Source organism: Actinocorallia herbida (assembly GCF_003751225.1).
In the GTDB taxonomy this organism is placed as follows: domain Bacteria; phylum Actinomycetota; class Actinomycetes; order Streptosporangiales; family Streptosporangiaceae; genus Actinocorallia; species Actinocorallia herbida.
On the sequence record NZ_RJKE01000001.1, the window covers coordinates 5,203,115 to 5,229,855 of the forward strand.

Annotated in this window: 5 protein-coding genes; all 5 read right to left on the reverse strand. The window is 76.5% G+C overall.

Translation table 11 applies throughout. The features are described from left to right. Nucleotides 1-14 precede the first annotated feature (14 nt). The 5 genes from EDD29_RS23710 to EDD29_RS23730 are packed head-to-tail and all read right to left on the reverse strand — an operon-like array spanning nucleotide 15 to nucleotide 26,740. Nucleotides 15-1,037, reverse strand: coding sequence for an ABC transporter substrate-binding protein (locus tag EDD29_RS23710; protein WP_246053435.1), 1,023 nt, complete (start codon nucleotides 1,035-1,037; stop codon nucleotides 15-17). A 5-nt stretch (nucleotides 1,038-1,042) separates the two neighbouring features. Continuing rightward, nucleotides 1,043-4,846, reverse strand: coding sequence for a non-ribosomal peptide synthetase (locus EDD29_RS23715; protein ID WP_170201535.1), 3,804 nt, complete (start codon nucleotides 4,844-4,846; stop codon nucleotides 1,043-1,045). Continuing rightward, nucleotides 4,843-20,472 (reverse strand): non-ribosomal peptide synthetase, encoded by a 15,630-nt coding sequence (locus tag EDD29_RS23720; protein ID WP_123666523.1) that lies wholly within the window; start codon nucleotides 20,470-20,472, stop codon nucleotides 4,843-4,845. The genes EDD29_RS23715 and EDD29_RS23720 overlap by 4 nt, the downstream gene beginning before the upstream one ends. Beyond that, a complete protein-coding gene (locus EDD29_RS23725; protein WP_123666524.1) occupies nucleotides 20,469-25,109 on the reverse strand; it encodes a non-ribosomal peptide synthetase in 4,641 nt (1,546 codons plus the stop codon). Before EDD29_RS23725 ends, EDD29_RS23720 begins: the two co-directional genes overlap by 4 nt. Then, nucleotides 25,106-26,740, reverse strand: coding sequence for a (2,3-dihydroxybenzoyl)adenylate synthase (locus EDD29_RS23730; RefSeq protein ID WP_123670647.1), 1,635 nt, complete (start codon nucleotides 26,738-26,740; stop codon nucleotides 25,106-25,108). The genes EDD29_RS23725 and EDD29_RS23730 overlap by 4 nt, the downstream gene beginning before the upstream one ends. Nucleotide 26,741 lies beyond the last annotated feature (1 nt).

Below are 26,741 nucleotides of genomic sequence, written 5' to 3' on the forward strand. Positions count from 1 at the left end.
GTGTTCGGGTGCGGTCAGGCCTTGCCGGCGGCGGCCACGAGCTGAGGCGCGATCTTGTCGAGCGCGTAGGGGATGCTGAGCGTCGAGGGGAACGCCATGGACAGGGCGGTGCCGACGTCGAGCGGGACGTAGGCGCCGCGCTTGATCGCGGACAGGCCCTGGAAGAGCTTGTCGCCCTCGACCTTCTTGCGCTCCTCGTCGCTGCGGAAGGAGAACAGCACGATGTCGGCGTCGAGCACGTCGGTGCGCTCCTGCGAGACGACCGCGCGCCCGGCCGGGCCGGACTGCGGCAGGCTCGTCACCTTGTCCGACAGGGTGAGGCCCAGCTCGGAGAGGAACTTCGCCGACGCGTCGTCGGGGGTGGTGACGGTGGCGAGGGCGCCTTCGGCGTTCAGGAGGCTGAAGGTGAAGGTCTTGCCCGCGAACAGGGCCTTGTTGTCCTCCTTGATCTTGGTGATCTTCCCGCTGACGTCCTTGACGAGCTGGGCGGCGGCGTCGCTCTTGCCGAGGGCCTGGCCGACGCGGGCGACGCGGGTCTGCCAGCTGTCGGCGGAGACGTCCTGCTCGTAGGAGAGCGTCGGAGCGATCGCGGTGAGGTCGGCGAAGTCGTCGGAGAGGCTGTAGCTGTCGGTCGCGAGGATCAAATCCGGGGCGAGCGACGCGATCTTCTCGAACGGGAGGCTGTCCTCGTAGCTGAGCTGCTCGGGGGCCTTGCCGCCCAGCTTCGCCTCGACCCACGGCGGCAGGCCCGACGGGAAGTTCGTCGCGGGGGTGACCGCGACGGGCACGACGCCCAGGGAGACCGCCTCGTCGATGTCGCGCATGAAGCCGACGGTGACGACCCGGCTCGGCGCGGCCTTGAGGACCGTCTGGCCCTCCTTGCCCGGGATGGTGACCGGGAATCCGGCGGACGCGTTCGACGGCGCCGCGCCGGGGGTGTCCTCCCCGCCGCCGCAGGCCGCGGTGAGGGCCGCGGCCGACAGCGTGAGGAGGAAGGATCTGCGGGTCAGTCGGGAGCCGCCGGGGCGGCCGGTCATGGTGCTCACGTGGTGCCTTTCGTCTCAGGGGAGAGGGGGTCGCCGGACCGCAGCGCGGCGGCGACCAGGGGGCCGACGGCGTGCAGCGCCGCCGGGGTCAGGAGGTCCGCGTGGGAGAAGTCCACGCGGTGGATGCGCGGGTCCCCGGTGACGTGGGGGGACCACGCCTCCGCGTCCACGGGGTGCGCGGGGTCGTCGGGGAGCGCCTGGATCAGCACCGCGGTGCCGGGGAAGACGCCCTCGACCTGCGAGGTGTCGATCGCGGCGGTGGCCAGGAGGCCGTCCGCCACGGCGCGCACCCGCTCGTCGGTGAGTCCCGTGAGGAGGCCGCCGAGCCTGCCGCGCAGTTCGGTGGCGAAGTCCCCGGGGTCGGTGTGTTCGGGCTCGCCGAGCCCTGGGTAGCCGTCGAGGAGGATCAGGACGGGCACGTCGCGTCCGGCGCGGGCGAGTGCTCGGGCGACGGCGTGGGCGATGGGTGCGCCGAGCGACCAGCCGAGCAGATGCACCGGGCCGGACGGGACCTCGGCGGCGATCGCCTCGGCATAGCGGGCGGCGACGCCGTGCAGGGTCTGCGGGCCGACGGCCTCGGCCGCCTGGAGCGCGTAGACGGGCCGGTCGGGGCCGAGGTGCGGGAGCAGGCCCGCGTACGGCCAGCCGAGGCCGAGCGCCGGGTGGACGCAGAACAGCGGTACGCCCTTGCCGTGCTGCAGCGGAAGCACCGTGTCCAGCGCCGCGGCCGGATCCGCCGGAACCTGCCCGTCGACGACCGCGGCGAGCGCGGCCGGGGTGGGGGCGTGGAACACCGCACGGACGGGCAGGGCCGCGCCGAGCTCGCGGCGGACCCGGGCGGCGAGGCGGGCCGCGAGGAGCGAGTGGCCGCCGAGCGCGAAGAAACCGTCGTCCGGGCCTACGGAGGGCAGCCCGAGCAGGTCGGCGAAGATCGCGCAGAGCGCCTTCTCCGTCGGGCTTCGCGGTTCGCGGGCCGGGGCTGCGGCGAACTCGGGCGCGGGCAGGGCCGCGCGGTCGAGCTTGCCGTTCGGCGTCACCGGCAGCGCGTCCAGCGGGACGAGCGCGGACGGGACGAGGTGGTCGGGCAGGCGCGTCCGCAAGGCGGCGAGAAGGCTTTCCGGGTCCGGTGCCTCCCCGGGCATCGCGGTGAAGTAGCCGACGAGGCGGGTGATTCCGCCGTCGGTGCGCGCCACGACCGCGGCGCGGCCGATTCCGGGCAGCGCGGCGAGCGCGGCCCGCGCCTCGCCAGGCTCCACCCGGTGGCCGCGGATCTTCACCTGGTCGTCGGCGCGGCCCAGGTATTCCAGGACGCCGTCCGGGGTCCGCCGCACGACGTCTCCGGTGCGGTACAGGCGCGCTCCGGAGCCCGCCGGATCGGCGACGAAGCGCGCGGCGGTCTCCCCCGGACGGTCCAGGTAGCCGCGGGCCAGCCCGGCGCCCGCGATGTAGAGCTCGCCCGGCACCCCGTCGGGCACGGGGCGCAGGAAGCCGTCGAGGACACGCACCGCGACGCCCGCGACCGGCCCGCCGAGGTGCGGCGCGGCGTCCGCGTGGATCGGGGTCCAGGTCGCGTCGACCGTGGCCTCGGTCGGCCCGTAGAGGTTCACCGCGCCGCCGTCCAGCGCGCTCAGGCGTCGCCAGAGGTCGGGCGGGACGGGCTCCGCGCCGACGGCGACGGCCGACGGCCGGGACGGGCCGTCCAGGAGGCCTTCGGCCAGCAGCAGGTCCGCGACGGACGGTGTGGTCTCCAGGAAGTCGATCCCGTGCGCGGCGGCTTCGGCGGTGATGCCCGCCGCGTCGCCCATGAGCGCGTCCGGCAGGACGCGGACCTCGGCCCCGGCCAGCAGCCAGGCCAGCGGGTCGAGGGACGCGTCGAACGCGAAGGACGTCAGGTGCAGCACCCGGGGCGGCCGGCCGAGCCGTGCCTCCAGGGGCTCGACGAGTGCGGCCCGGTGCGCCTCCGCGAGGTTCGCCAGAGCGCTGTGCGGCACTACGACGCCTTTGGGCCGCCCGGTCGAGCCGGACGTGAACATGACGTAGGCGGCGGCCTGCGGCCCGGCGGGCCCGGCCGGGATCCCGACCGCCGTCCAGGAGGCCGGGTCGTCCACCCGCACCGCGGGAAGCAGGCCCAGCACACCGGCGAGCGGGCCTTCGGCCAGGCTCCGCGTGGTGAGGACGAGTGCGGGTCGCGCCTCGGCGAGGACGTACCCGACGCGTCCCGCCGGCTGGGCCGGATCGACGGGCACCGCGACGGCCCCCGCCTTCCACACCGCGAGCATCGCCACGAGCGCGTCGGGCGTCCGGGGCATCGCCACCGCGACGCGTGTCTCCGGGCCCGCGCCGCGCGCGGCCAGGTTCCGCGCCAGCCGCTCCGCCCGCGCGTCGGCCTCCGCGAAGGTCAAAGTGGCCGAGGTCCCGGACAGCGCCCGCGCCTCGGGACCGGCCGCGACCCTGCGCCGCCACAGCTCCGGCGCCGTCCGGTCCGCGCCCGCGGGCCGCGCGTCGGGCAGCGCGGGCCACTGCGGCCGGGCGATGCCGCCGACCGGGGCCGAGGGGTCCGCGGTCATCTCCGCGAGCACGTCGGCCAGGACCGCCGCGGTCTCCGCTGCGCGCTCGGGCGGGAGGAGGTCGGGCCGGTGCTCCAGGGCGAGGGTGAGGACGTCGCCGGGGACGGCGACGACGCTGAGCGGGTAGTGGGTGGCGTCTCGGGTGTCCACGGCGGTCACCGCGACGCCCGCCAGAGAGCGGACGCGGGCGATCTCGGCCTCGTCGACCGGGTAGGACTCGATGACGAGCAGCGTGTCGAACAGCCGGTCCAGGCCGGTGAGGGCCTGGACGTCGGCGAGTCCGAGGTACTGGTGCTCGACGGTGGCCGCCTGTTCCCGGCGGACCCGGTCGAGGAGGTCGGCGGCGCTCTCCCACGGGTCGAGCGCGATGCGCACCGGCACCGTGTTGATGAACAGGCCGAGCATGGTGTCGGCTCCCGGCAGGTCGGCTGGGCGGCCCGATACCGTCGTGCCGAACACCACGTCGGCGCGGCCGGTCAGCCGGGTGAGCGCGAGCGCCCAGGCCGCCTGGACGACCGTCGCGACGGTGACGCCCCGGGCGCGTGCCAGCTCGCCCACGGCCGCGGCGGTCCGCGGGTCCAGGGGAACCGGCACCGCCTCGGCCGCGCTGCCGGGCGGCCGGTCCACGCCGTCCGCTCCGGGGACGAGCAGGGTCGGCTCGGCGAGCCCGTCGAGCGCGACCCGCCAGGCGTCCAGGGAGGCGGCCCGGTCGCGGGACTTCAGCCAGGCCAGGTGGTCGCGGTGCGGGCGGGGGCGGGGCGGGTTCTCCCCCGCGTACAGCGCGAACAGGTCGCGCAGCAGCAGCGGGCCGGACCACCCGTCCAGCAGGATGTGGTGGCTGGTGATCGCCAGCCGGTGGGTGCCGTCGCCCGTCCTCGCCAGCAGGAAACGGATCAGCGGCGGCTCGTCCATGGTGAACGGGCGGGCCCGCTCGGCCGCGATCCGCTCCGCCGCCTCTGCCGGGTCGTCGCACTCGTCCCAGGGGGCGGCGGCGCGGCGCAGCACCACCTGGACCGCGCCGGTCGGCCCTGCCACGAACGCGGCGCGCAGGCCCGCGTGCCGCGCGATCAGGGCGTCGGCCGCGCGGCGCAGCCGGGCGCGGTCGAGCGGGCCCGCGAGGTCGAGGACGGTCTGGACGGTGTAGGGGTCGGAGGCGTCGGCGAGGGCGTGGAAGAGCAGGCCCTCCTGGAGCGGGGCGAGGGGCAGGACCTCCTCGACGTTGGACCTGCTCACGAGGTGCGCCACCTTTCGTCGAAGGAGTCGAGGAGGTCCTGGTCGAGGGAGACCAGGGCCATGTCGGAGGGGGTGTGGCCGCCGACGGGGCCGTCGCCGGAGACGTGCGCGGCGAGGCCGTCGAGCGCGGCGGTCCAGTCCTCGGCGAGCGCCTCGACCTCCCACCGGGCGAACAGCCCGGACGGGTAGGTCCACGAGGCCCGTAGGACGGGTCCGGCCGCGGTGTCCTCGGCCAGGACCGTCACCTCCAGGGCCGCGGCGGCCGGGGCCGCCGGGTCGTCGACACCCGTGAGCGCCGCGAACTCCGCGGCCTCGGTCCACGGTCCGTCCGGCGCCCCGCCGCCGAACCTGCCGAGGTAGTTGAACAGGATCGGCGGCTCGGGGGCGTCGGCGAGTTCGGGCGCGGTCACCGGGTTCAGGTGGCGCAGCAGCCCGTAGCCGAGGCCCCGGTCGGGCACCGACCGCAGGCTCTCCTTGACGGCCTTGACGGCGCGGCCCGCATCGGGGCCTCCCGCGAGGACGTCCTGGGCGTCGATGCCGCCGAGGTCGAGGGCCACCGGGTACTTGGAGGTGAACCAGCCGACGGTCCGGGACACCTCGGCCCCGGCGACGGCCTCCTCCTCACGCCCGTGCCCCTCCAGGGAAACCCGTACGGACGAGTGGCCGGTGCGCGCGGCGACCGCGACGCCGACGGCGGCCAGCAGCACGTCGTCGATCCCCGCGTAGAACGCCTCGGGCACCTCGGCGAGGACCGCGCGGGCGGTCTCCACCGGGACCGCGACGCGCACGGTGTCGAGGGTCTCCCCCACGTCCACGGCGGGATCGAGCGGGCGGGCACCCAGCGGGGCCCCTTCGGCTTCGGTCATGGCCTTCCACACCGGCAGTTCGGCGACTCGGGCGGGCTGCGCGGCGGCTTCGACGAGGCCGAGCGCCCAGTGCCGGAACGGGGTCCCGGCAGGGCCGAGATCCGCCTCGGTCCCGGCCAGGGCCGCGGCGTAGGCGGCGGCGAGGTCTGGCACGAGCACGCCCCACGACACCGCGTCGACCGCGAGGTGGTGGACGACGAGGCCGAGCCTGCCGCCGTGGCCGCCGCCGTCGAACCAGACGGCCTGGAGCAGCACCCCGCGGCCTGGATCCAGCCGCTCGGCGGCGCCGGCCATCTCCCGCACCACCAGCGCCTGCGCCTCGGGGGCGCCCCACGGCCCGGCTTCGACCCGCCGCAGCAGGGCCGCCGGACCACCGGACCGGCCTCCCGGCTCGGCGGGTCCGGGATCATCGGTCGCGGCGCAGGCCGTCAGCGTGGCATCGGCGGTCACGGCCGGTCCCGCCCCGGCCCCGGAGCCGTCATTTGCCCTGCCACCGGCGGACCCGGCCGGGTCCGCCTCGTTCACGGGGATGCGCAGGCTCCAGCCGTCGCCGTCGGGCGTCACCACCGCCCTCAGCACGTCGTGCCGGGCGAGCAGTGTGCCCAGTGCACTGGCGAGGGCGGACGGGTCGAGAACGTCCGGCGCCTCCAGCACCGTCGTCTGGGTGAAGCGGGGGCGCAGGCCGTCGCGGGCCAGGACCTCCCGCATGAGCGGGGTGAGGGGCACGGGGCCGGTGGCGGCGTGCGCGGTCGGCGCCGGCGTCTTGTCGCGCCGGGGCCGGGCCTCCAGGGCCGCGGCGAGGTCGCCGAGGGTGCGGTGCTCGAACACGTCGCGCGGGGAGGCGGTGAGGCCCGCCGCGCGCAGCCGGGAGACCAGCCTGATCGAGACGATGCTGTCGCCGCCGAGGGCGAAGAACGCGTCGTCCGGTCCTGCCGTCTCCAGCGCGAGCAGGTCGGCGACGATTCCGCAGACCAGTTCCTCGGTCTGCGTGCCGGCCGCTCGCGACGTCGTCTCGGTCTCCGGCTCGGGCAGCGCCCTGCGGTCCACCTTGCCCGACGGCATCAGCGGGAACACCGGCAGGTGGGTGAACACGTCGGGGACCATGTGCTCGGGCAGCCGGGCGAGCGCCCAGGCCCGCAGCTCCGCGGCGTCGAAGGCCGAGCCCGCGCGGGTGACGGTGTGGCCGATGAGCCGGTCGGCCCCCGCGGCGTTGCGGTGCACGACCACGACCGCTTGGCGGACCGCCGGGTGCTCGCCTAGCGCGGCCTCGATCTCCTGGAGCTCGACCCGCATGCCGCGGATCTTCACCTGGTGGTCGGCCCGTCCGAGGAACTCCAGGGTCCCATCGGGCGCCCAGCGGGCCAGGTCTCCGGTCCGGTAGAGGCGGGCGCCGGGCGTCCACGGGTCGGCGACGAACTTCGCCGCGGTCTGCCCGGGATCGCCGACGTAGCCGCGGCCGAGCGGCAGGCCGCCCGTGTACAGCTCGCCCTGGACGCCGACCGGCACCGGCTCGAGCGCCGCGTCCAGCACGTGGATGCGGGTGTTCGGGTTGGGCCGCCCGATGCTGATGCCGTGACGTTCCTCGCCGTCGCGGTAGAACTGGTGGCTGACGCCGATCGTCGCCTCCGCCGGGCCGTACCCGTGGTACATGACGGCGTCGAGGGTCCGCCGGAACCGCGCGAAGAGGTCGGGCGTGAGGGCCTCGCCGCCGCACCACACGTGCTTGAGGGTCGGCACGGCGGCGGTGATCCCGTCGAGCTGGAGCAGCATGTCCAGCATCGAGGCGACGAGGTAGGTGAAGCTCACCCGGTGCCGGACGATGAGGTCCAGCAGGTACTCCACGTCGCGTTCCCCACCGGGCTCGGCGACGACCACGGTCGCGCCGGTGACCAGCGGCAGGAAGATCTCGTTGACGGAGATGTCGAAACCGAGCGGCGCCTTGAACAGGGCGGCGTCGCCGGGGCCGAACCCGAGCATCGTCTCCTGCCACAGCAGCCGGGCCGCGATCGCCCGGTGGCAGATCATCGCGCCCTTCGGCGTCCCGGTGGAGCCCGAGGTGTAGATGACGTACGCGAGCCCGTCCCCGTGCAGGGGCGCGGGCACGACGGGGCGGTCGGCCGGGCCGATGTCGCCGGTGCGCAGGACGGGAACGCCTTCGGGCAGGCCGTCGCCGGTCAGGCTGACGACCGCGCGGAGCCGGGCCGTGGCGTGCACGTCGGCGTAGCGCCGGTCGGGCCAGGCGGGCTCCAGCGGGACGAACGCGGCGCCCGTCCGCTGGATCCCGAGCAGGACCGCGACGAGGTCGGCCGAGCGGTCGAGGTGGACGCCCACGATGTCCTCGGCCCCGGTCCCCAGCGTGAGCAGGGCGGCGGCCACCTCGTCGGCACGCCGGTCCAGGTCGGCGTAGGACAGGACCCGGTCGCCGTCGACGACGGCGGGGGCGCCGGGCGTGCGGGCGGCCTGCGCGGCGAACAGGCCGGGCACCGTCACCTCGGGAACGGGCGCGGCGGTGGCGTTCCATTCGGTGACGAGCCGGCGCCGCTCGGCCGGGTCGAGCACGTCGATCCGGGACAGCCGGGTGTCGGGGTCCTCGGCGAAGGCGGTGAGGATCCTGCCGAGCCTCGCGGCGAGGACTTCGACGCTCTCCTTGTCGAAAAGACCGGAGTCGTACTCGATCGTCCCGTCGTAGGACCCGTCGGGCAGCGGACCGAAGTTGACCGCGAGGTCGAACTTCGCGCCGGCCTCCGTGCCGCCGCCGGACAGGACCTCGACGTCGATGCCGGGCAGGCCGGGGTGGCGGGGGCCGTCGGTGCGGAAGTCCACCATCGCCTGGAACAGCGGGTGGCGGCCCGCCGCGCGCGGCGGGTTGACCGCCTCCACGACCCGGTCGAACGGGGCGGCGGCGTGCGCGTAGGCGTCGAGCGCCGTCTCCCGGACCCGGCCGAGCAGTGCGCGCGCGGTCGGATCGCCGGACACGTCGGTGCGCAGCACGACGGTGTTGACGAAGAAGCCGACGAGATCGTGCAGCGCCGCGTCGTCCCGGCCCGCAGACAGGGCGCCGAGCGGGAGGTCGGTGCCCGCGCCGAGCCGGTGCAGCAGCGTGCCCACGGCGGCCTGGACGACCATGAACTCGCTCGCCCCCGCCGACCTGGCCAGAGCGCGCAGCCCCGCGACGGTCACGGCGGGGACCGGGAAGGAGACGAGCCCGCCGGGGCCGCCGCGCTTCGTCCGGTCGGTGGGCAGGGCCAGCTCCTCGGGGAGCCCGGCCAGGGCCGCCTTCCAGTGGGCGAGGTGCCCGGCGAGCGCGCTGCCCGGGTCGTCGGCGCGGCCCAGGACCTCGTCCTGCCAGAGCGTGTAGTCGGCGTACTGGACGGGCAGCGGGTCCCAGCCGGGGGCGGCGCCCGCGGACCGGGCCCGGTAGGCGGCCGACAGGTCGGCCAGCAGGGGCCCGGTGGACCAGTCGTCGCCCGCGATGTGGTGGACGACGAGGACCAGCACGTGGTCGTCGGCGGCGCGCCGCAGGAGTCCGGCCCGCAGCGGCGGGGCGTGCTCCAGGTCGAACGGCCGGGCCGCGATCTCGGCGACGAGCCCGTCCAGGTCGGCCTCGGCGGCCTCGAGGACGGGCACGGCCACCGGACCCGGGGGCAGGATGCGCTGGTACGGGGTGCCGTCGTCGTCGGGGAAGACCGTGCGCAGGGTCTCGTGGCGGGCCACGACGTCGGCGAGCGCCGCGGTGAGCGCGGCGGTGTCGAGCGGGCCGCGCAGCCGCGCCGCGAACGGCACGTTGTAGGTGCCGGACGGCCCTTCCAGCCGGTGCAGGAACCACAGCCTGGCCTGCGCCGGGGACAGCGGCAGCCGGGCGGGACGCGGGCGGGACGCGAGCACCGCCCCCGTGTCCTCCGGGGCCGCCCGGTCGAGCGCGGCGGCGAGACCCGCGACCGTCGGATCGTCGAACACCGTGCGGACGGGCAGGGACCTCCCGGTCTCGGCCCGCAGCAGCGCCAGGAGCCTGGTGGCGAGGAGCGAGTGACCGCCGAGGTCGAAGAACGAGTCGTCGGGGCCCGCGCCCGTGACGTCGAGGACCGCGCCGAACAGCCGCGCGACGAGCCGCTCGGAGGCGGTCCGGACGACCGCGCCGCCGCCGGTGAACTCCGGGACGGGCAGCGCGGCCCGGTCGAGTTTGCCGTGCGGGGAGCGCGGGAAGGCGCCGAGCACGACGACCGCGGCGGGCACGAGGTGCCCGGGGAGGGTCGTGCGGAGCCGCGCGCGGACGTCCGCCGGATCGACGGCCGCGCCCGCCGCCGGGGTCACGTAGCCGACGAGGCGGGTCACCGCGCCATCCGTGCGGGCGACGACCGCGGCCTGCGCCACCTCGGGCAGCGCGGTGAGAGCGGCTTCGACCTCACCGGGTTCGATCCGGAAGCCGCGGATCTTCACCTGGTCGTCGCCGCGGCCGAGGAATTCCAGGGTCCCGGCGGCGGTCCAGCGGACGAGGTCGCCGGTCCGGTACAGGCGTCCGCCCGTGCCGAAGGGGTCGGCGACGAACCGGGCCGCCGTCTCCCCCGGCCGGTCCAGGTACCCGCGGGCCAGGCCGGCGCCCGACACGTACAGCTCGCCCGGGACCCCCGCGGGCACCGGCGCGAGCCCGGCGTCCAGGACGCGGACGGACAGTCCCGCGACCGGGCCGCCGATGTGCGGTGCCTCGCCCGGCAGGATCGGCGTCCACGTCGCGTCGACCGTGCACTCGGTCGGGCCGTAGAAGTTCAGCGCCGTCACGCCGTCGACCGCCGCGAGGTCCCGCCACAGGGCGGGTCCGACGGCCTCCGCGCCCGTCGCCACGACCGACGGCCGGTGCTCCCCGGTGAGGAGTCCTTCGGCCAGCAGCGGGTCGAGCAGGGAGGGCGGCACGTCGAGGAAGTCGATCCGGTGCTCCCGGACGTAGCCGACGATGCCCGCGGCGTCTCCCATGAGGGCGTCGGGCAGGACGTGCATCTCGTGCCCGGCCAGCAGCCACGCCAGGGGGTCGACCGACCCGTCGAAGGCGAACGACAGCAGGTTCAGCACCCGCAGCCGGCGGCCCGCGGCGCCCGTGGCCGGGTCCATCACCGCTGAGCGGTGGGCCGCCACGAGGTTGGCGACGCCGCCGTGCGCGGCGACGACGCCCTTGGGCCGTCCGGTGGAGCCGGAGGTGAACACGACGTAGGCCGCCGCGTCCGATCCGACGGGGCCCGCCGGGGTCGCGCCGCCGGTCCAGGAGGCCGGTTCGTCGGCGAAGACCAGGGCGGTGCCCGGCGCGAAGGAGCCGGCCAGCGCGCGGGTGGTGAGGACGAGGCGCGGCCTCGCCTCGGCGAGGATCGCGGCGAGGCGCTCGGCCGGGTGGGACGGGTCGAGCGGGACCGTGGCGGCCCCGGTCTTCCAGACCGCGAGCATCGCGGTGACCGCGGCGGCGGAGCGGGGCAGCGCGACGGCCACCCGTTCCTCCGGGCCCGCGCCGAGGGCGGCGAGGTGGCCGGCGAGCCGGTCGGCGCGCACGTCGGCCGCGCCGAAGGAGACCGCTCCGTCCTGGCCGACCAGGGCCGTCGCGGAGTACGCGGCGCGCACCTGGCCGTTCCACAGCTCGGGGATGGTCCCGGAGGCGGGCAGGTCGGTGCCGCCCCAGACGTCGAGGAGGGTGTGGCGCTCGTCGTCGGAGAGCGTGTCCAGGGCGGACAGCGGGCGATCGGGCAGCGCGGCCATCCCGGCGAGGACGCGGGCGAGCCGGTCGAGCAGCCCGGCGACGGTCGCCTCGTCGAAGAGGTCGGCGTCGTACTCGGCGGAGCCGAGGAGGGCGCCGGTCTCCCGGTCGGCGGTGAAGCTGAGGCCGAGGTCGAACTTGGCGGTCGCGGGCGCGGGCGGCGCCAGCGGGGCGACGTCGAGCCCGGTGAGGCCGGGGTCGTCGCCCGCCGGGTTCCAGTAGTCCACCAGCGTCTGGAACAGCGGGTGGCGGCCCGCCGCGCGCGGCGGGTTCACCGCCTCCACGACGGCGTCGAAGGGCACGTCGGCGTGCGCGTAGGCGTCCAGGGCCGCAGCGCGGACGCGGCGCAGCACCTCGCGCGGCGTCGGGTCGCCGGAGAGGTCGATCCGCAGCACCACCGTGTTGACGAAGAAGCCGACGAGCGGCTCCAGCGCGGGCTCGGACCTGCCGGACACCAGGGCGCCGAGCGGGATGTCGGTGCCCGCGCCCAGCTTGTGCAGCAGCACCGCGACCGCGGCGTGCACGAGCATCAGCTCGCTCGCGCCGGTCTCGGCGAGCAGCGGGCGCAGCGCCGCGAGCGTCCCGGCCGGGATCTCGGCGCGCACGCGCCCGCCGCCCGCGGCGGGGACGATCGGGCGGGGCCGGTCGGCGGGCAGCTCGATCGCCTCGGGCAGGTCGGCGAGCGCCGCCTTCCAGTGCGCGAGCTGGCGCTCGGCGAGCGGCGCGGGCCGCTCGGGCGTGCCCAGCAGCGCCTCCTGCCAGAGCGTGTAGTCGGCGTACTGGACGGGCAGGCCGGCGGGCCGCGTGCCGCCGCCGGAAAGACGCGCGGCGTAAGCGGCGGAGAGGTCGCGCAGCAGCGGTCCGGTCGAGCCCTCGTCGCCCGCGATGTGGTGGACGACGAACGCCAGGACATGGTCCGCGGCGGCCAGGCGCAGGAGCAGCACCCGGATCGGGAGGTCGGTCTCCAGCGCGAAGGGCGCGGCGCAGAAGGCCCGCACCGCTTCGGACAGCCCCTCCTCGGTGGCGTCGGCGATGGCGAAGGGCACCTCCGCGTCGGTCCGGACGAGCTGGACGGGCACTCCCCCCGCATCGGGGAAGACCGTCCGCAGGCTTTCGTGCCGGGCGGTCACCTCGGTGAAGGCACCGCGCAGAGCGGCGGTGTCCAGCGGGCCCGTCAGGCGCATCGCGAAGGGCAGGTTGTAGGTAGAGGACGGCCCTTCGAGGCGGTCTAGGAACCAGAGCCTTCGCTGCGCGGCCGACGGCGGCAGCGCGGCCGGGCGGGCGGCCCGGACCAGGGCGGGGCGTGCCGTGTCGGCCGCCGACGCGTCGAGGTGCGCGGCGAGCCCGGCGACGGTCGGCGCGTCGAAGACCGCGCGGATCGACACCGCGCCGCCGCGCTCGGCCCGGACCCGGGAGATGAGGCGGGTGGCGAGCAGTGAGTGCCCGCCGAGGGCGAAGAAGGAGTCGTCGGCGCCGACCTCGGCGACGCCCAGGACGTCGGCGAACAGGCGGGCGACGAGCCGCTCGGTCTCGGTGCCGGGCTTTCGCCCCGCGGCCGCCTCGCGCGCGGGGGCGGGCAGGGCGCGCCGGTCGAGCTTGCCGTGCGGGGAGACGGGGAAGGCGTCGAGCACGACGACGGCCTCGGGCACGAGGTGGCCGGGCAGCCTGTCGCGCAGCGCCGCACGCAGCGCGGCGGCGTCGAGCGTGGTGCCTTCGGCCGGTGTGACGTAGCCGGTCAGCCGGTCGGTCCCGTCGTCCGCGCGCACGAGGACGACGGCCTGGGCGACCCCGGGCAGCGCGACGAGGGCCGCTTCGACCTCGCCCGGCTCGATCCGGAAGCCGCGGATCTTCACCTGGTCGTCGGTGCGGCCCAGGAACTCCAGGGTGCCGTCGGGCGTCCAGCGGACCAGGTCGCCGGTCCGGTAGAGCCGTCCACCGGACCCGAACGGGTCGGCGACGAACCGGGCGGCGGTCTCCCCCGGCCGGTCCAGATACCCGCGGGCGAGACCCGCGCCCGACACGTACAGCTCGCCGGGCGCGCCGACGGGCGCGAGGGCCAGGCCGGCGTCGAGGACGTACGCGCCGAGCCCGGCGACCGGGCGGCCGATGTGCGGGGCCGCCCCCGGCAGGATCGGCGTCCACGTCGCGTCGACCGTGCACTCGGTCGGACCGTAGAAGTTCAGCGCCGTCACGCCGTCGGCCTCGGCGAGCGCGTTCCACACGCCGGGTCCGACGGCCTCCGCGCCGGTCGCGACGACCGACGGCCGGTGGTCCCCGGTGAGCAGGCCGTCGGCGAGGAGCAGTTCCAGCAGGGACGGCGGGGCATCGAGGAAGTCGATCCGGTTCTCCCGGACGTAGCGCACGATCTCGCCGGAATCGCCCATCAGGGCGTCGGGGAGGACGTGCATCTCGTGCCCGGCGAACATCCACACCAGGGGGTCCACCGACCCGTCGAACGCGAACGACAGCAGGTTCAGCACCCGCAGCGGACGGCCCAGCCGTGTCCGGGCGTCGTCCATCACCGCCGCGCGGTGCGCCAGCGCCAGGTTCACCGCGCCGCCGTGCGACGCGACGACCCCCTTGGGCCGGCCGGTCGAGCCGGAGGTGAACACCACGTAGGCGGCCGTGTCCGGGCCGACCGGACCCGCTGGGGACCTCCCAGGCGTCCAGGACTCAGGGTCGTCGACGAGCACGACGGGCAGGTCCGGCGCGTGAAGGCCGGTGCCGTGGGCGGTGAGCAGCAGCGCGGGCCGGGCCTCGGCGAGGATCGCGGCGACGCGGGCGGGCGGGTGGGCCGGGTCCAGCGGGACGGTGGCCGCGCCGGTCTTCCAGACCGCGAGCATCGCCACGACGGTCGCGGCCGAGCGCGGCACGGCGACGGCGACGCGGGACTCCGGTCCCGCGCCCATCGCCGCCAGGTGGGCGGCGAGCCGTTCGGCGCGGGCGTCGAGGTCGGCGAACGTGCGGGATCCGTCGGGGCCGGTGACCGCGACGGCGTCCGGGGTGCGCGCCGTCTGCGCGGCCCACAGGCCGGGGAGGGTGCCGGTGCCCGCGGGCCCGGCCTCCGCGCCGCTCCACGCGCGGAGGCCGGTGCGCTCCCCCGGGGTCAGCGTGTCGAGCCGGTGCAGCGGGACGCCCTCGGCGAGGGCCTCCAGCACGCTCAGCACCCGGCGCAGGATCACCGCGGCGGCGTCGTCGGCGTACAGGTCGGCGCGGTACTCCAGCTTGACGCGCAGGAGGTCGCCGTCCGGCATGAGCATGAGCGTCAGCGGATAGTGGGTGAAGCCCCGCGACCAGCCGACCTCGGCGCTGAGCCCCCCGGCTCGGGCGGGGTCGAGCAGGTCGGCGGTGTCCAGCGGGAACGTCTCGAACACCATGAGGGTGTCGAAGAGACGGCCGTCGGCGCCCGCGGCCTCCTGGATCTCGGTGAGGCCGAGGTACTGGTGGTCCAGGACCCGGGTCTGCGCGTCCTGGAGCCGGGTCAGCAGGTCGGCCGCGGTGTCGCCCGGCGTCCAGCGGACCCGGACGGGCACCGTGTTGATGAAGAGACCGACCATGGACTCCACGCCGGCGAGCTCGGGCGGACGGCCGGAGACCGTCATGCCGAACACGACGTCGGACGTGCCGGTGATCCGGCCGAGCGCGACGCCCCAGGCGGTGCTGAGCAGGGTGTTCAGGGTGACGCCCGTGGCGCGGGCGGTCCGGGCGAGCCGCGCGGTCAGGGCGGGCGGGATCACGTCGTGCACCTCGGACGGCGGCACGACGCCGTCGCCCGCGCCGGGCCCCGCGACGAGCGTCGGCCCCTCGGCACCGTCGAGGACCTCGGCCCACGCGGCGCGCGCCTCGGCCCGGTCGCGGCGGGCCAGCCAGGCCAGGAAGTCCCGGTACGGGCGGGATCGTTCGGGAAGGTCCGCCTCCTCGGCCGCCTCGTAGAGGGCGAAGAGGTCGCGGACGACCAGGGGCGTCGACCAGCCGTCGAGGACGAGGTGGTGGTTGGTGACGACGAGCCGGTGGTCGCCATCGCCCAGGCGCAGCAGGGTGAGCCGCAGCAGCGGGGCGCGGGTGAGGTCGAACGGCGCGCGCCGGTCGGCCTCCAGGAACCCCGACAGGTCTTCTGCGGCCAGGTCGAGCCGGGTGAGCAGCGGTTCGACGCCCTCGGTGACGATCTGGACGGGCTCGCCCGCACGGGTGTCGGCGAAGACGGTCCGCAGCACCGGGTGCCGGTCCAGCAGCGCGCGGGCCGCGTCGCGCAGGCGCGCGAAGTCCAGCGGCCCCCGGAGGTCGACGACGAGCTGGACCGCGTACAGGTCCTCGGCGTCGGCGTCGAACCTGGCGTGGAACAGCAGCCCTTCCTGGAGCGGCGAGAGCGGCAGCACGTCCGACAGCGCGGGATGCGCGGCCTCCCACAGCTCGACGTCGGCCTGCGCGGCGCGCACGAGGGGCAGGTCGGACGGGGTCCGGCCGCCCGCGCCGTCGCGGCGCACCCGCAGCACGACCGCGGCGAGGGCGTCGCGCCACAGCCCGGCGAGCCCGGCGACCTCGGCGTCGGTGAACAGCGCGGCGGGGAACTGGGCGCGGATCACGAGCTCGGTCCCGTCCCGGCCGTCCACGGCGGCGACGTTGAAGACGAGCGCGGCTCCGGCGGGCAGCCCGGGGTCCGCGGCCGGGGCGATGCCGCCGAACGCGATCGCGGCGAAGCCGAGCGGGTCGGCCTCGGCGCGGGCGGCCCGGCCGACGTAGTTGAAGAGGATCTGCGGCTCCGGCCACGGCCCCTCCGCACCGCCGAGGAACCTGACCAGGCCGTATCCGGCGCCCCGGTCGGGCAGCGTCCGCAGGTGCTCCTTGACCCGCTTGACCATGTCCGTCGCCTCGGGTCCCGCGCCGAAGGCGGCGTCGAGGTCGAGTCCCGCCGCGTCGAGCCGCACCGGGTACTGGGTGGTGAACCAGCCGACGGTGCGCGAAAGGTCGGCGTCCGGCACGAGCTGCTGCTCACGGCCGTGCGCTTCGATGTTCACCAGCACCGACGGGACGTCCTGGCCCCGGTCGGCGCGCCAGCGTGCGACGGCGAGGCCGAGCGCGGCGAGGAGGACGTCGTCCGCGCCCGCGTGGAACGCGGCGGGCACGTCGCCGACGACGGCGGCCGACAGGTCGCCCGGCAGGGTGAGGGAGACCGTCCGGACCGTCGCGCGGGTGTCCCGGCGCGGGTCGAACGGGCGGACGCCCAGGGCAGGGTCCCCCGCGGCGACGATGCCGCGCCACAGGTCCGGTTCCCCGGCGCGGTCCCGCGCGGCGGCGTCGAGGCCGAGGGCCCAGGCACGGAACGAGGTCGGAACCTCCGGCAGCGCCTTGCCCGGCTCGGCCAGGGCGGCGGCGAGGTCGCCGGCGAGGATCCGGCAGGAGATCCCGTCGGTGACGACGTGGTGGCAGGTGAGCAGCAGCCCGCCGGGCGCGGCGGCGCCCCCGTCGAGCCAGGTCGCCCGTGCCATGACGCCCTCGGTCCGGGCGAGCCGGGCCACGGCCGCCGCGTGCTCGCGGCGCACGGCCTCGGCGGCGCCGGTTCCCTCCAGCGGAACCCGCAGCAGGACGGCACCGGCGGCGACGCTCCCGGCCGGGCGGACCACGAGGTGGTCGGCGCCGTCGGGGAAGACCGCGCGCAGCAGGTCGTGCCGGTCCAGTACCGCCTGCACGGCGGACTCGACCCGCTCGTATGCGGTGCCGGGCTCGACGGGCACGAGGACGGCCTGGGAGAACCGCTCGAACGGTCCGCCGCGCTCCAGGAAGGCGCGCATGATCGGCGTCAGCGGCACCGCTCCGGTGGCGGCCTCCGCGGGGGCGGCCTGGGCCGCGGGGCGGGCGACCGCCGCGAGCTCGGCGACCGTGCGCAGCTCGAACACCTGGCGTGGGGTGAGGCCGAGGCCCGCGGCGCGGGCGCGGGAGACGAGCTGGATGGAGACGATGCTGTCGCCGCCGAGGTCGAAGAACGACTCGTCGGCGCCGACGGACTCGTGCCCGAGGAGGTCGGCGAACAGCCCCGCGAGGAGCCGTTCGGTGTCGTCGGCGGGCGCGCGGCCCGCCGTGCGGCCGGAGGAGAGGTCGGGGTCGGGCAGCGCACGGCGGTCGAGCTTGCCGTTGGCGGTGAGCGGGAACGCGTCGAGCGGGGTCAGCGCGGCGGGGACCATGTGCTCGGGCAGCCGCGCGGCGAGTGCCTCGCGGACGTCGCGCGGGTCGGCGTCACCGGTGTAGTACCCGGCGAGGACGCGGATGGACGGGACGGACCGGTGCGCGGACGCCCCGGCGAAGCCGGGTCCTCCATGTGGCCGAGCACCGGTCCCAAGGGGCACGGACCGGACGGTGACCGCCGCGCCGGTCACGCCCGGCACCGCCGCCAGCGCGGATTCGACCTCACCCGGCTCGATCCGAAAACCGCGGATCTTCACCTGGTCGTCGGCGCGGCCGAGGTACTCCAGCTCGCCGGACGACGTCCAGCGGGCGCGGTCGCCCGTCCGGTAGAGGCGGGATCCCGGCGCGCCGAACGGGTCGGCGACGAACCGGGTGGCGGTGAGCGCGGGCCGGCCGAGGTAGCCGCGCGCGAGCTGCGGCCCGCTCAGGTAGAGCTCGCCCGGTGCGCCGTCCGGGACGGGGCGCAGTGCCGGGTCGAGCAGGTGGACCCCGAAGCCGGGCAGGCCGCGCCCGATGACGCTCGACGGCGAGGAGAAGGCCGCCCGGTCGAGCGCGCGGAAGGTGACGTGGACCGTCGTCTCGGTGATCCCGTACATGTTGACCAGGCGCGGCCCGTCCGGGCGGCGGGCGTGCCAGTCGGCGAGCCGCGCCGGATCGAGCGCCTCGCCGCCGAACACCACGGTCCGCAGCGCCAACGGGGTGCCCGGCCGGTCGGCGTCGGCGGAGGCGAGCTGGTAGAACGCCGACGGCGTCTGGTTGAGCACGGTCACGCGGTGCCGGGACAGCAGGGCGAGGAGGTCGTCGGGTGAGCGGGAGTCGGCGTGCGAGACGACGACGAGCCTGCCGCCGTGCAGGAGCGGCCCCCAGGTCTCCCAGACCGAGAAGTCGAAGGCGAACGAGTGGAAGAGCGTCCACACGTCGTCGGCGCCGAACGCGAACCGTTCGCGGGCGGCGGCCAGCAGCGCGGCGACGGCGCGGTGCGGGACGACGGCGCCCTTGGGGGCGCCGGTCGAGCCCGAGGTGTAGATGACGTACGCGGCGGCGTCCGCCCGGTCGGCGCGGGCGGGCCGCTCGGGTGTCGACCGGCCGTCGGGGGCGAGGCGCGGGGGCGCTCCGGCGGGCAGCGCGAGGTCGTCGAGGGCGACGACGGCGACGGGCTCCGCGTCGGACAGCGTGAACGCGATCCGCTCGGCCGGGTAGCCGGGATCGATCGGCAGGTAGGCGGCACCGGTCTTCAGCGCGGCGAGCGCGGCGACCACGAGGTCGGCCGATCGCGGGAGCAGCACGGCGACCAGGCGCTCCGGTCCGGCGCCGAGCGCGGCGAGGCGGGCGGCGAGGGCGTTGGCGCGGCCGTCGAGTTCGGCGTAGGTGAGGGTGCGGTCTCCGTCTTCGATCGCGACGGCGTCGGGCGCGCGGTCGGCGACGGTCTCGAACGCGGTGGCGAGCGTGGTGTCCGGGACGGCCAGGGCCGTGCCGGCGAGCGCGCGGCCGACGAGCGCGGCGGTCTCGTCCTCGGCGAGCGGCTCCAGGGACGCGGCGGGCGCGGTCGGGTCGGCGACGAGCCCGGCGAGGACCCGGCGGAACCGGGCGACGAGTTCCCGCGCGCCTTCGGCGGACCGGACGTCGGGCCGGTACTTGAGGGTGACCTCGAGGCCGTCCGCCGAGGGCATGACCATGAGCGTCAGCGGATAGTGGGTGGAGATCGGCCGGTGGACCCCGGCCACCCGCAGCCCGCCCGCGGTCAGGGCCGCGTCGATGGCGGCGTTGTCGAACGGGAACGACTCGAACACCACGAGGCAGTCGAACAGCTCGCCGGTGCCGAAACCCGCGGCCTGCTGGAGGTCGGCGAGGCCGACGTGCTGGTGGTCGAGCAGGTCGGCCTGCTCGCCCTGGACGCGCGCGGCCAGCGCGGCGACGCTCTCCCCGGCCCGCAGCCCGATCCGGACCGGCAGGGTGTTGATGAACAGGCCGACCATCGACTCCACGCCGGGCAGGTCGGCGGGCCGGCCCGAGACCGTCGCGCCGAAGAGCACGTCGTCGCGCCCGGTCAGCCGGGCGGTGAGCAGGCCCCACGCGACCTGCACCAGGGTGTTGACGGTGACGCCGAGGGAGCGGGCGAGCTCCGCGAGGCCGTCGCCGAGCGCGGCGGGAAGGGTCTCGACGTGCTCGGCGGGCAGCAGCGCGGGGGCGTCCCGCGTAGACGGCGTGAGCAGCGTCGGCTCCTCGACGCCGTCCAGCGCGGTCCGCCACGCGGCGAGGGCCGCGGCGCGGTCGCGCCCGGCGAGCCAGGCGAGGTGGTCGCGGTAGGGCGCGGCGTACGGGAGGCGCGGGTCGGCGCCGTCCGCGGCGTAGAGGGCGAACAGGTCGCGCATGAGGAGCGGCGTGGACCAGCCGTCCAGGACGATGTGGTGGTTGGTCAGGACGAACCTGTGCGCCTGCGGGCCGAGCCGCACCACCGTCGCGCGGATCAGCGGCGGCTCGGTCAGGTCGAACCTGCGGGTCCGGTCGGCCTCGACGACGGCCCGCGCCCGGTCCTCGGCGTCCGGGCCCGCGACGTCGACCTCGGTCCACGGCACCTCGACCGAGCGCAGCACGAGCTGCACGGGGTCGCCCACGTCGAGCGCGAACGCGCTGCGCAGGGCGGTGTGCCGGGCGGCGAGGGCGTTCACCGCGCGGCGCATCCGCGCGGCGTCGAACGGCCCGGCGAAGTCCACGACGAGCTGGGCGACGTAGACGTCGACGGACTCCGCGGCCGCCCCGTCGTCCAGGACCGAGTGGAACAGCAGGCCCTTCTGGAGCGGGGACAGCGGCAGGATGTCCTCGATCGGGGATCCTCCGGCGCTCATGCTTTCCTCCACTTGGCCTCGAGGGCGTCGAGCTGGTTCTGGTTCAGGGAGACGAGGGAGACGTCGGACGGCGTGCGGCCGCCCGCGCCCGCGCCGGACGAGTGCCGGACGAGCGCGTCGAGGGCCCGGGTCCAGCGGGCGGCGAGCGCGGCGGTCTCGGCCTCGGTGAACAGGCCCTCGGCGTACATGAAGTGCGCGGTCAGGCGGGGTCCCTCGGGGGTCTCCTCGGTGACGGCGTTGACGACGAGTCCCGCGGGCAGGGCCATGTCGGGCGCGTAGGCGGCGCCCAGGCCGTCGCGGGCGATCCGCCAGCCGCCGTCGGGGGCGTCGAAGCGGCCCAGGTAGTTGAAGCCGAGGCGCGGCTCGGGCAGCGGGCTCAGCTCCGCCTTGCCGACCGGATCGAGGTGGCGGAGCATGCCGTAGCCGATGCCGTGGTCGGGCAGCGACCGCAGATGCTCCTTCACCCGCTTGACCAGGGCTCCGGCGGCCGGTCCCCCGGCGAGCGCCTCGGCGAGGTCGAGCCCGGAGGCGTCGAGCCGTACGGGGTGCTGAGCGGTGAACCAGCCGACGGTCCTGGACGGGTCGGCGCCGGGCACCGCGGCCTCCCGCCGTCCGTGCCCTTCCAGCAGGACCGAGGCGGAGTGCGCGCCGCCCTCGGCGAGCGCCAGGGCGAGGCCGGCGAGGAGCACGTCGTCCACGCCCGCGAAGAACGCGGCGGGCACGTCGGTGAGGACCGCCTTCGTCGTGGCGGCGGAGAGCCGGACGGTGGAGGTCCGGACGGTCGCCCAGGTGTCGCGGGCCGGGTCGGCGCGGCGGGCGCCGAGGTCCGGGTCGGGACCGGCGAGGATCTCCCGCCAGACCGGCAGTTCGGCCGCGCGGGACGCGGCCCGCGCGGCGAGCCCGTCGGCCCAGGTCCGGAAGGAGGTCGGCACCGGCGCGAGCGCGGGCTTGCGGCCCGCGGCGGCGTCCCGGTAGGCGGTGGCCAGGTCCTCCACGAGGATGCGCCAGGACACGCCGTCCACGACGAGGTGGTGGGCGACCAGGAGCAGCGCGGACGCTTCGGGGCCGTCCAGCCGGACGGCCTCCAGCACGCGCCCGTCGGCGGGCGCGAGCCGGGCCACGGCCGCCTCCCGCTCTCGGGCGACGGTCGCCCCGGACGGGTCCGCGGCGACGCGGCGGCGCAGTACCTCGGCCGCGGCGACCGCGCCCGGCGGGCGGAACTCCAGCGAGCCGCCGAACGGGCCCGATCTGTCGAGCCTGGCGCGCAGAGCGTCGTGGTGGTCGAGGAGCGCCTGAACGGCCAGGTCGAGCGCGGCCCCGTCGATCCCGGCGGGCAGGTCGACGAGGACCCACATGTGGTGGGCGTCGCCGAGGGCGCCGCGCTCGGCGAACGCCCGGACGATGGGCGTCGCGGTGACGGGCCCGCTCCCGGAGGCGTCGGCGGCGGGCGCGGCGGGCTCGGCGTCCAGGGGGACCGCGACGCGGGCGAGTTCGGTGACGGTCCGGTGCGCGAACACCTCGCGCGGGGTGATCTTCCACCCCTCCTTGCGGGCCCGTCCGACGAGCCGGATGGCGACGATGCTGTCGCCGCCGAGCGCGAAGAACGACTCGTCCAGGCCGACCGCGGGGCGGCCGAGGACGTCGGCGAACAGCCGGGCGAGGGCCGCCTCCGCCGCCGTCGCGGGCTCCCTCGCCGGGCCGTCGGCGGCCTCTTCCTCGCCGAAGGACGGCTTGGGAAGGGCGCGCTTGTCCGCCTTTCCGGACGGCGACAGCGGCAGCGCGTCCAGCACGGTGAAGGCGGCGGGCACGAAGTGCTCGGGCAGCACGGCGGCCACGTGCGCGCGCAGCGCCTCGGCCTCGGGGACCGTGCCTTCGGCCGCGACGACGTAGGCCGCGAGGTACCGGCCGGACGGGCCGTCGTCGCGGGCCGCCACGACCGCCTCGGCGACCGACGGATGCCCGAGCAGCACCGCCTGGATCTCGCCGGGCTCGATCCGGAAGCCCCGGATCTTCACCTGCTCGTCGGCCCTGCCGAGGAACTCCAGCGCCCCGGACGGCAGCCTCCGCACGAGGTCGCCGGTCCGGTACAGCCTCGCGCCGGGTGCCCCGAACGGGTCGGCGACGAACCGGGTCGCGGTCTGGCCGGGCCGGTCGAGGTAGCCGCGGGCGAGCTGCACGCCCCCGACGTACAGCTCGCCGGGCGCGCCGACGGGCGCGAGCCGCAGCGCGTCGTCCAGCACATGGCAGACGGTGTGGTCGACGGGCGAGCCGACGGGCACCGAGCCCGTCGCGACGGGCTCTCCGTCCGTCAGCGGCACCGGGTGCAGGAGGCAGCCGACGGTCGTCTCGGTCGGCCCGTACTCGTTGATCACGTCGAGTCCGGCGGCCGGACGCCATCGCTCCAGCGCCTCCCCGCGCAGTTCCTCGCCCGCGATGACGAGGGTGCGCGGCCCTGCGCCGGCGAAGCGGACCGACGGCAGCAGCGGCAGATGGCTCGGCGTGATCTTCAGGAAGGTCGCCGCGCCCGCCGCGCTCCCCAGCCCCTCGGGCTCGCACGGCTCGACCGTGCCGCCCGCGGCGAGGGTGCCCTGGAGCGGGGTGACGGTGAAGTCGAAGGACAGCGAGGAGTGCACGAGGGTGTGCCCGGTGAGGCCGGGGAAGCGGCGCAGCGCCCAGCCGAGGTGCGCGCTCAGCGCCCGCTGGGAGACGACGACCCCCTTGGGGGTGCCGGTGGAGCCCGAGGTGTAGATGACGTAGGCCGGGTGGTCGGGCAGCAGCGGCGCGGTCCGGTCGGCGTCGGTGAGGTCGGCGCCGGACAGCCCGGCGAGGCGGGCCCGGGTCGCCGGGTCGTCCAGCAGGAGGACAGGCGGCCCGGCGGGGAGCGCGGAGGCCGCCTCGGCGGTGGTGACCAGCAGCGCGGGCCGGGCGTCCGACAGCATGAGCGCGATCCGGTCGGCCGGGTAGGCCGGGTCCACGGGCACGTAGGCGGCGCCGGCCTTGGCGATGGCCAGGACCGCCTCGACCATGGCGGCCGAGCGCGGCACGCCCAGCGCCACGAGCGTCTCCGGGCCCGCGCCGTGCGCGACGAGCAGCCGGGCCAGCCTCGCCGCGCGCTCATCGAGTTCGGCATAGGTGGTCGGCACGCCGTCGTCGAGGACGGCGACCGCGTCGGGCGCCGCGGCGCGGCGTTCCGCGAACAGCTCGGTGAACGGCCGCTCCTCCACCGGGAAGCCGTCCGTCGCGTTGCACTCGCCGAGCAGCCGGGCGCGTTCGGGCAGCGCCTCCAGCGCGCGCAGCGGCCGGTCGGGCTCGGCGAGCAGGGCGTCCAGCAGCGCGTCGAGGTGGCCGAGCATGCCGGTGACGGCCTCGGCCGCGCCGGACGCGGCCGGGTGGTTGGCCTCGACGGACAGGTCGTCGCCGTCGGTCTCGACCGCGACGGTCAGGTCGAAGCGCACGTCGTCGCCGGGCACGTGACGGCGCGCGACGGCGAGTCCGGCGGCCCGGAAGGGCTCCAGGACGGGCGCGCGCAGCGACAGCACGACCGAGAACAGGCCCGTCGCCGCGCGGGTCCGGTCGGGGTCGACGGCCCGGGCGACCTCGTCGAGGTCGAGGTCCTGGTGGGTGTAGGCGCCGACGCAGACGGCCTTGGCGCGGGCGAGGAGGGTCGCGAAGGTGTCGTCGGGCGCGACGGTCATCCGCAGCGGGATCGTGTTGCCGAGGTAGCCGATGACCTCGTCGCCGCCCGGGACGTCCCGGTTGACGACGGGCGCGCCGATGACGAGGTCGGCCGCGCCGGTGTGCCGGTGCAGCAGTTCGGTGACCGCGGCCAGGAGCACCATGAACACGGTCGTGCCGCGCTCGCGGGCGAGGCCGCGGACCCGCGCGGCGGTGCCCGGCAGCAGGCCGCGCGCCTGGTCGGTGCCGCCCGCCGACCGGTCGGCGCCGGTGAGGTCCGGCAGCGCCAGCGGCTCGGGCAGCGGTTCGAGCACGCCCCGCCAGTGCGCCAGCCCCGCCTCGGCGTCCGGCGCGGGCATGGCGAGGGCGACCTCGGCGAACTGCCGCGCGGGCGGGAGCGCGACACCCCGGTAGAGGGCGAGGAGCTCGCCGTAGAAGACGGCGGACGTGCCGTCGTCCCAGGCGATGTGGTGGGCGACCACGAGGAACGTCGCGGTGTCCGGGCCCGTCACGTAGAGGCCGACGCGCAGCGGGGAGTCCGCGGCGAGGTCGAACGGGGAGGCCGCGAGCGCGGCGCACAGGTCGCCGACCACTGCGGGGGCCGCGGCGCGGCGGTCCACGACGGGCGGCAGTTCGGGGTGGACGACCTGGCGGACCCGGCCGTCCTCGCCCATCCGGTAGGTGGTGCGCAGGATGTCGTGCCGGGCGACGAGGCCGTGGACCGCGGCGATGAGCGCGTCGGCGTCGAGCGGGCCGGTCAGGTCGAGCGCGATGCGGACGTTGTAGCCGGTGGTGGCGGGGTCGAGCTGCTGGAGCGACCACATGCGGTGCTGTCCGCCCGCGACGGGCAGCGCGCCGCCGGCCGGGGCGACGGCCGCGGCGGGCGCGTCGGCGAGGTCGCGTTCGGCCAGGCGGCGGCGCAGCAGCGCGCGGCGCAGGGCCGCGGAGTCCTGGGTGCTCACGGACGGGGCCCTTCTTCACTGGTGAGGCGGGCGACGAGGTCCCGCTTGCTGATCTTGCCGACGGCGGTGAGGGGCAGTTCGGGCAGCACGACCAGGCGGTCGGGCAGCTTGAACCGGGCCACGCCCAGCGCCGTCAGGTGGGCCTTGAGTTCTTTGAGCCTGGGCGGCCGCTCGGCTCCGGCGGCCGGGACGACGACGGCGCACAGCCGCTCGCCCAGGTCGGCGTCGGGCAGACCGATGACCGCGGCGAGACCGACGGCGGGGTGGGCGAGGAGCAGGTCCTCCAGCTCGGTCGCCGGGACCTTCTCGCCGCCCCGGTTCACCACGTCCTTGATCCGCCCCTCGACGACGAGGTGCCCGGTCGGGGTGCGGCGCACGAGGTCTCCGGTGCGGAAGAAGCCGTCGGGGGTGAAGGCCGTGGTGTTGTACGCCTCGGCCCGGTAGTAGCCGCGCAGCGTGTAGGGGCCGCGGGTGAGGAGTTCGCCGATCTCGCCGTCCGGGACGTCGGAGCCGTCGTCGGGGTCCACCACGCGGACCTCGTCGGACGGGCTGAGCGGGCGGCCCTGGGTCGTCGCGACGGTCTCGAAGGGATCGTCGGCGCGGGTGAAGTTGAGCAGGCCCTCGGCCATGCCGAACACCTGCTGGAGGTCGCAGCCGAGCGCGCCGGGCAGCCGCCGCGCGAGGTCGGTGTCGCACTTGGCCCCGCCGACCTGGACCAGGCGCAGGCTCGACAGGTCGAGCCGCGACCAGGCCGCGGCGTCGGCCCACAGCCGGGCGAGCGGCGGCACCAGCGCGGTGACGGTGACCCGCTCGCGCTCGACCAGCGCGAACGCGGTGTCGGGGCTGGGGCTCTCGGTCATGACGAGGGTGCCGCCCACGCCGAGCACGCCGAGCACGCCGGGACATGCGAGCGGGAAGTTGTGCGCGACGGGCAGGGCGACGAGGTAGCGGTCGGCCTCGGTCAGCCCGCACACCTCGGCGGCGGCGCGCGCGTTGTAGGCGTAGTCGTCGTGGGTGCGCGGGATGAGCTTGGGCCGTCCGGTGGTGCCGCCGGAGATGAGCAGCACCGCGACGTCCGAGGGCGCGACGGGCACGGCGTCCTCCGGCCCGGCCGGGTCGCCGGACACGTCGGCGAGCGCCGTGTAGGGCCCCGGGTCGCCGAGGACGAGGACCTGCCTGACGCTCGGCACCGCCGCGACGACCTCGGCGGCCAGGTCCCGGTAGTCGAAGCCCTCCCGGACGTCGGCGATGACGTATCCGACGGCCTGCGACAGCTCGGCGAGGTGCAGGATCTCGGTGCGGCGGTGCGCGGGCAGCGCCAGCACCGGCACCGCGCCGATCCGCAGCAGCCCGAACAGCAGGACGACGAACTCGGCGGTGTTCGGCAGCTGCACCACGAGGCGGTCGCCGGACCGGACGCCCAGCGCGAGCAGGCCCGCGGCCCGCTCGGCCGCGCGCCGGTCCAGGTCCCGGTAGCTCAGCCGCTCGTCGCCGGACACGACCGCGGTCGCGTCACCGGAGCGCTTCGCCCAGGCGGCGAGCAGCCCGCCGAGCGTCTCGCCGCGCCACAGCCCGGCCGCGCGGTAGGCGCGCGCGGTCTCCTCGGGCCAGCCGACGGTCCCTTCCAGCAGG

Coding starts and splice junctions, on each gene's coding strand:
- EDD29_RS23720 (WP_123666523.1), bottom strand. CDS start 20,472: ATGAGCGCCGGAGGATCCCCGATCGAGGACATCCTGCCGCTGTCCCCG.
- EDD29_RS23710 (WP_246053435.1), bottom strand. CDS start 1,037: ATGACCGGCCGCCCCGGCGGCTCCCGACTGACCCGCAGATCCTTCCTC.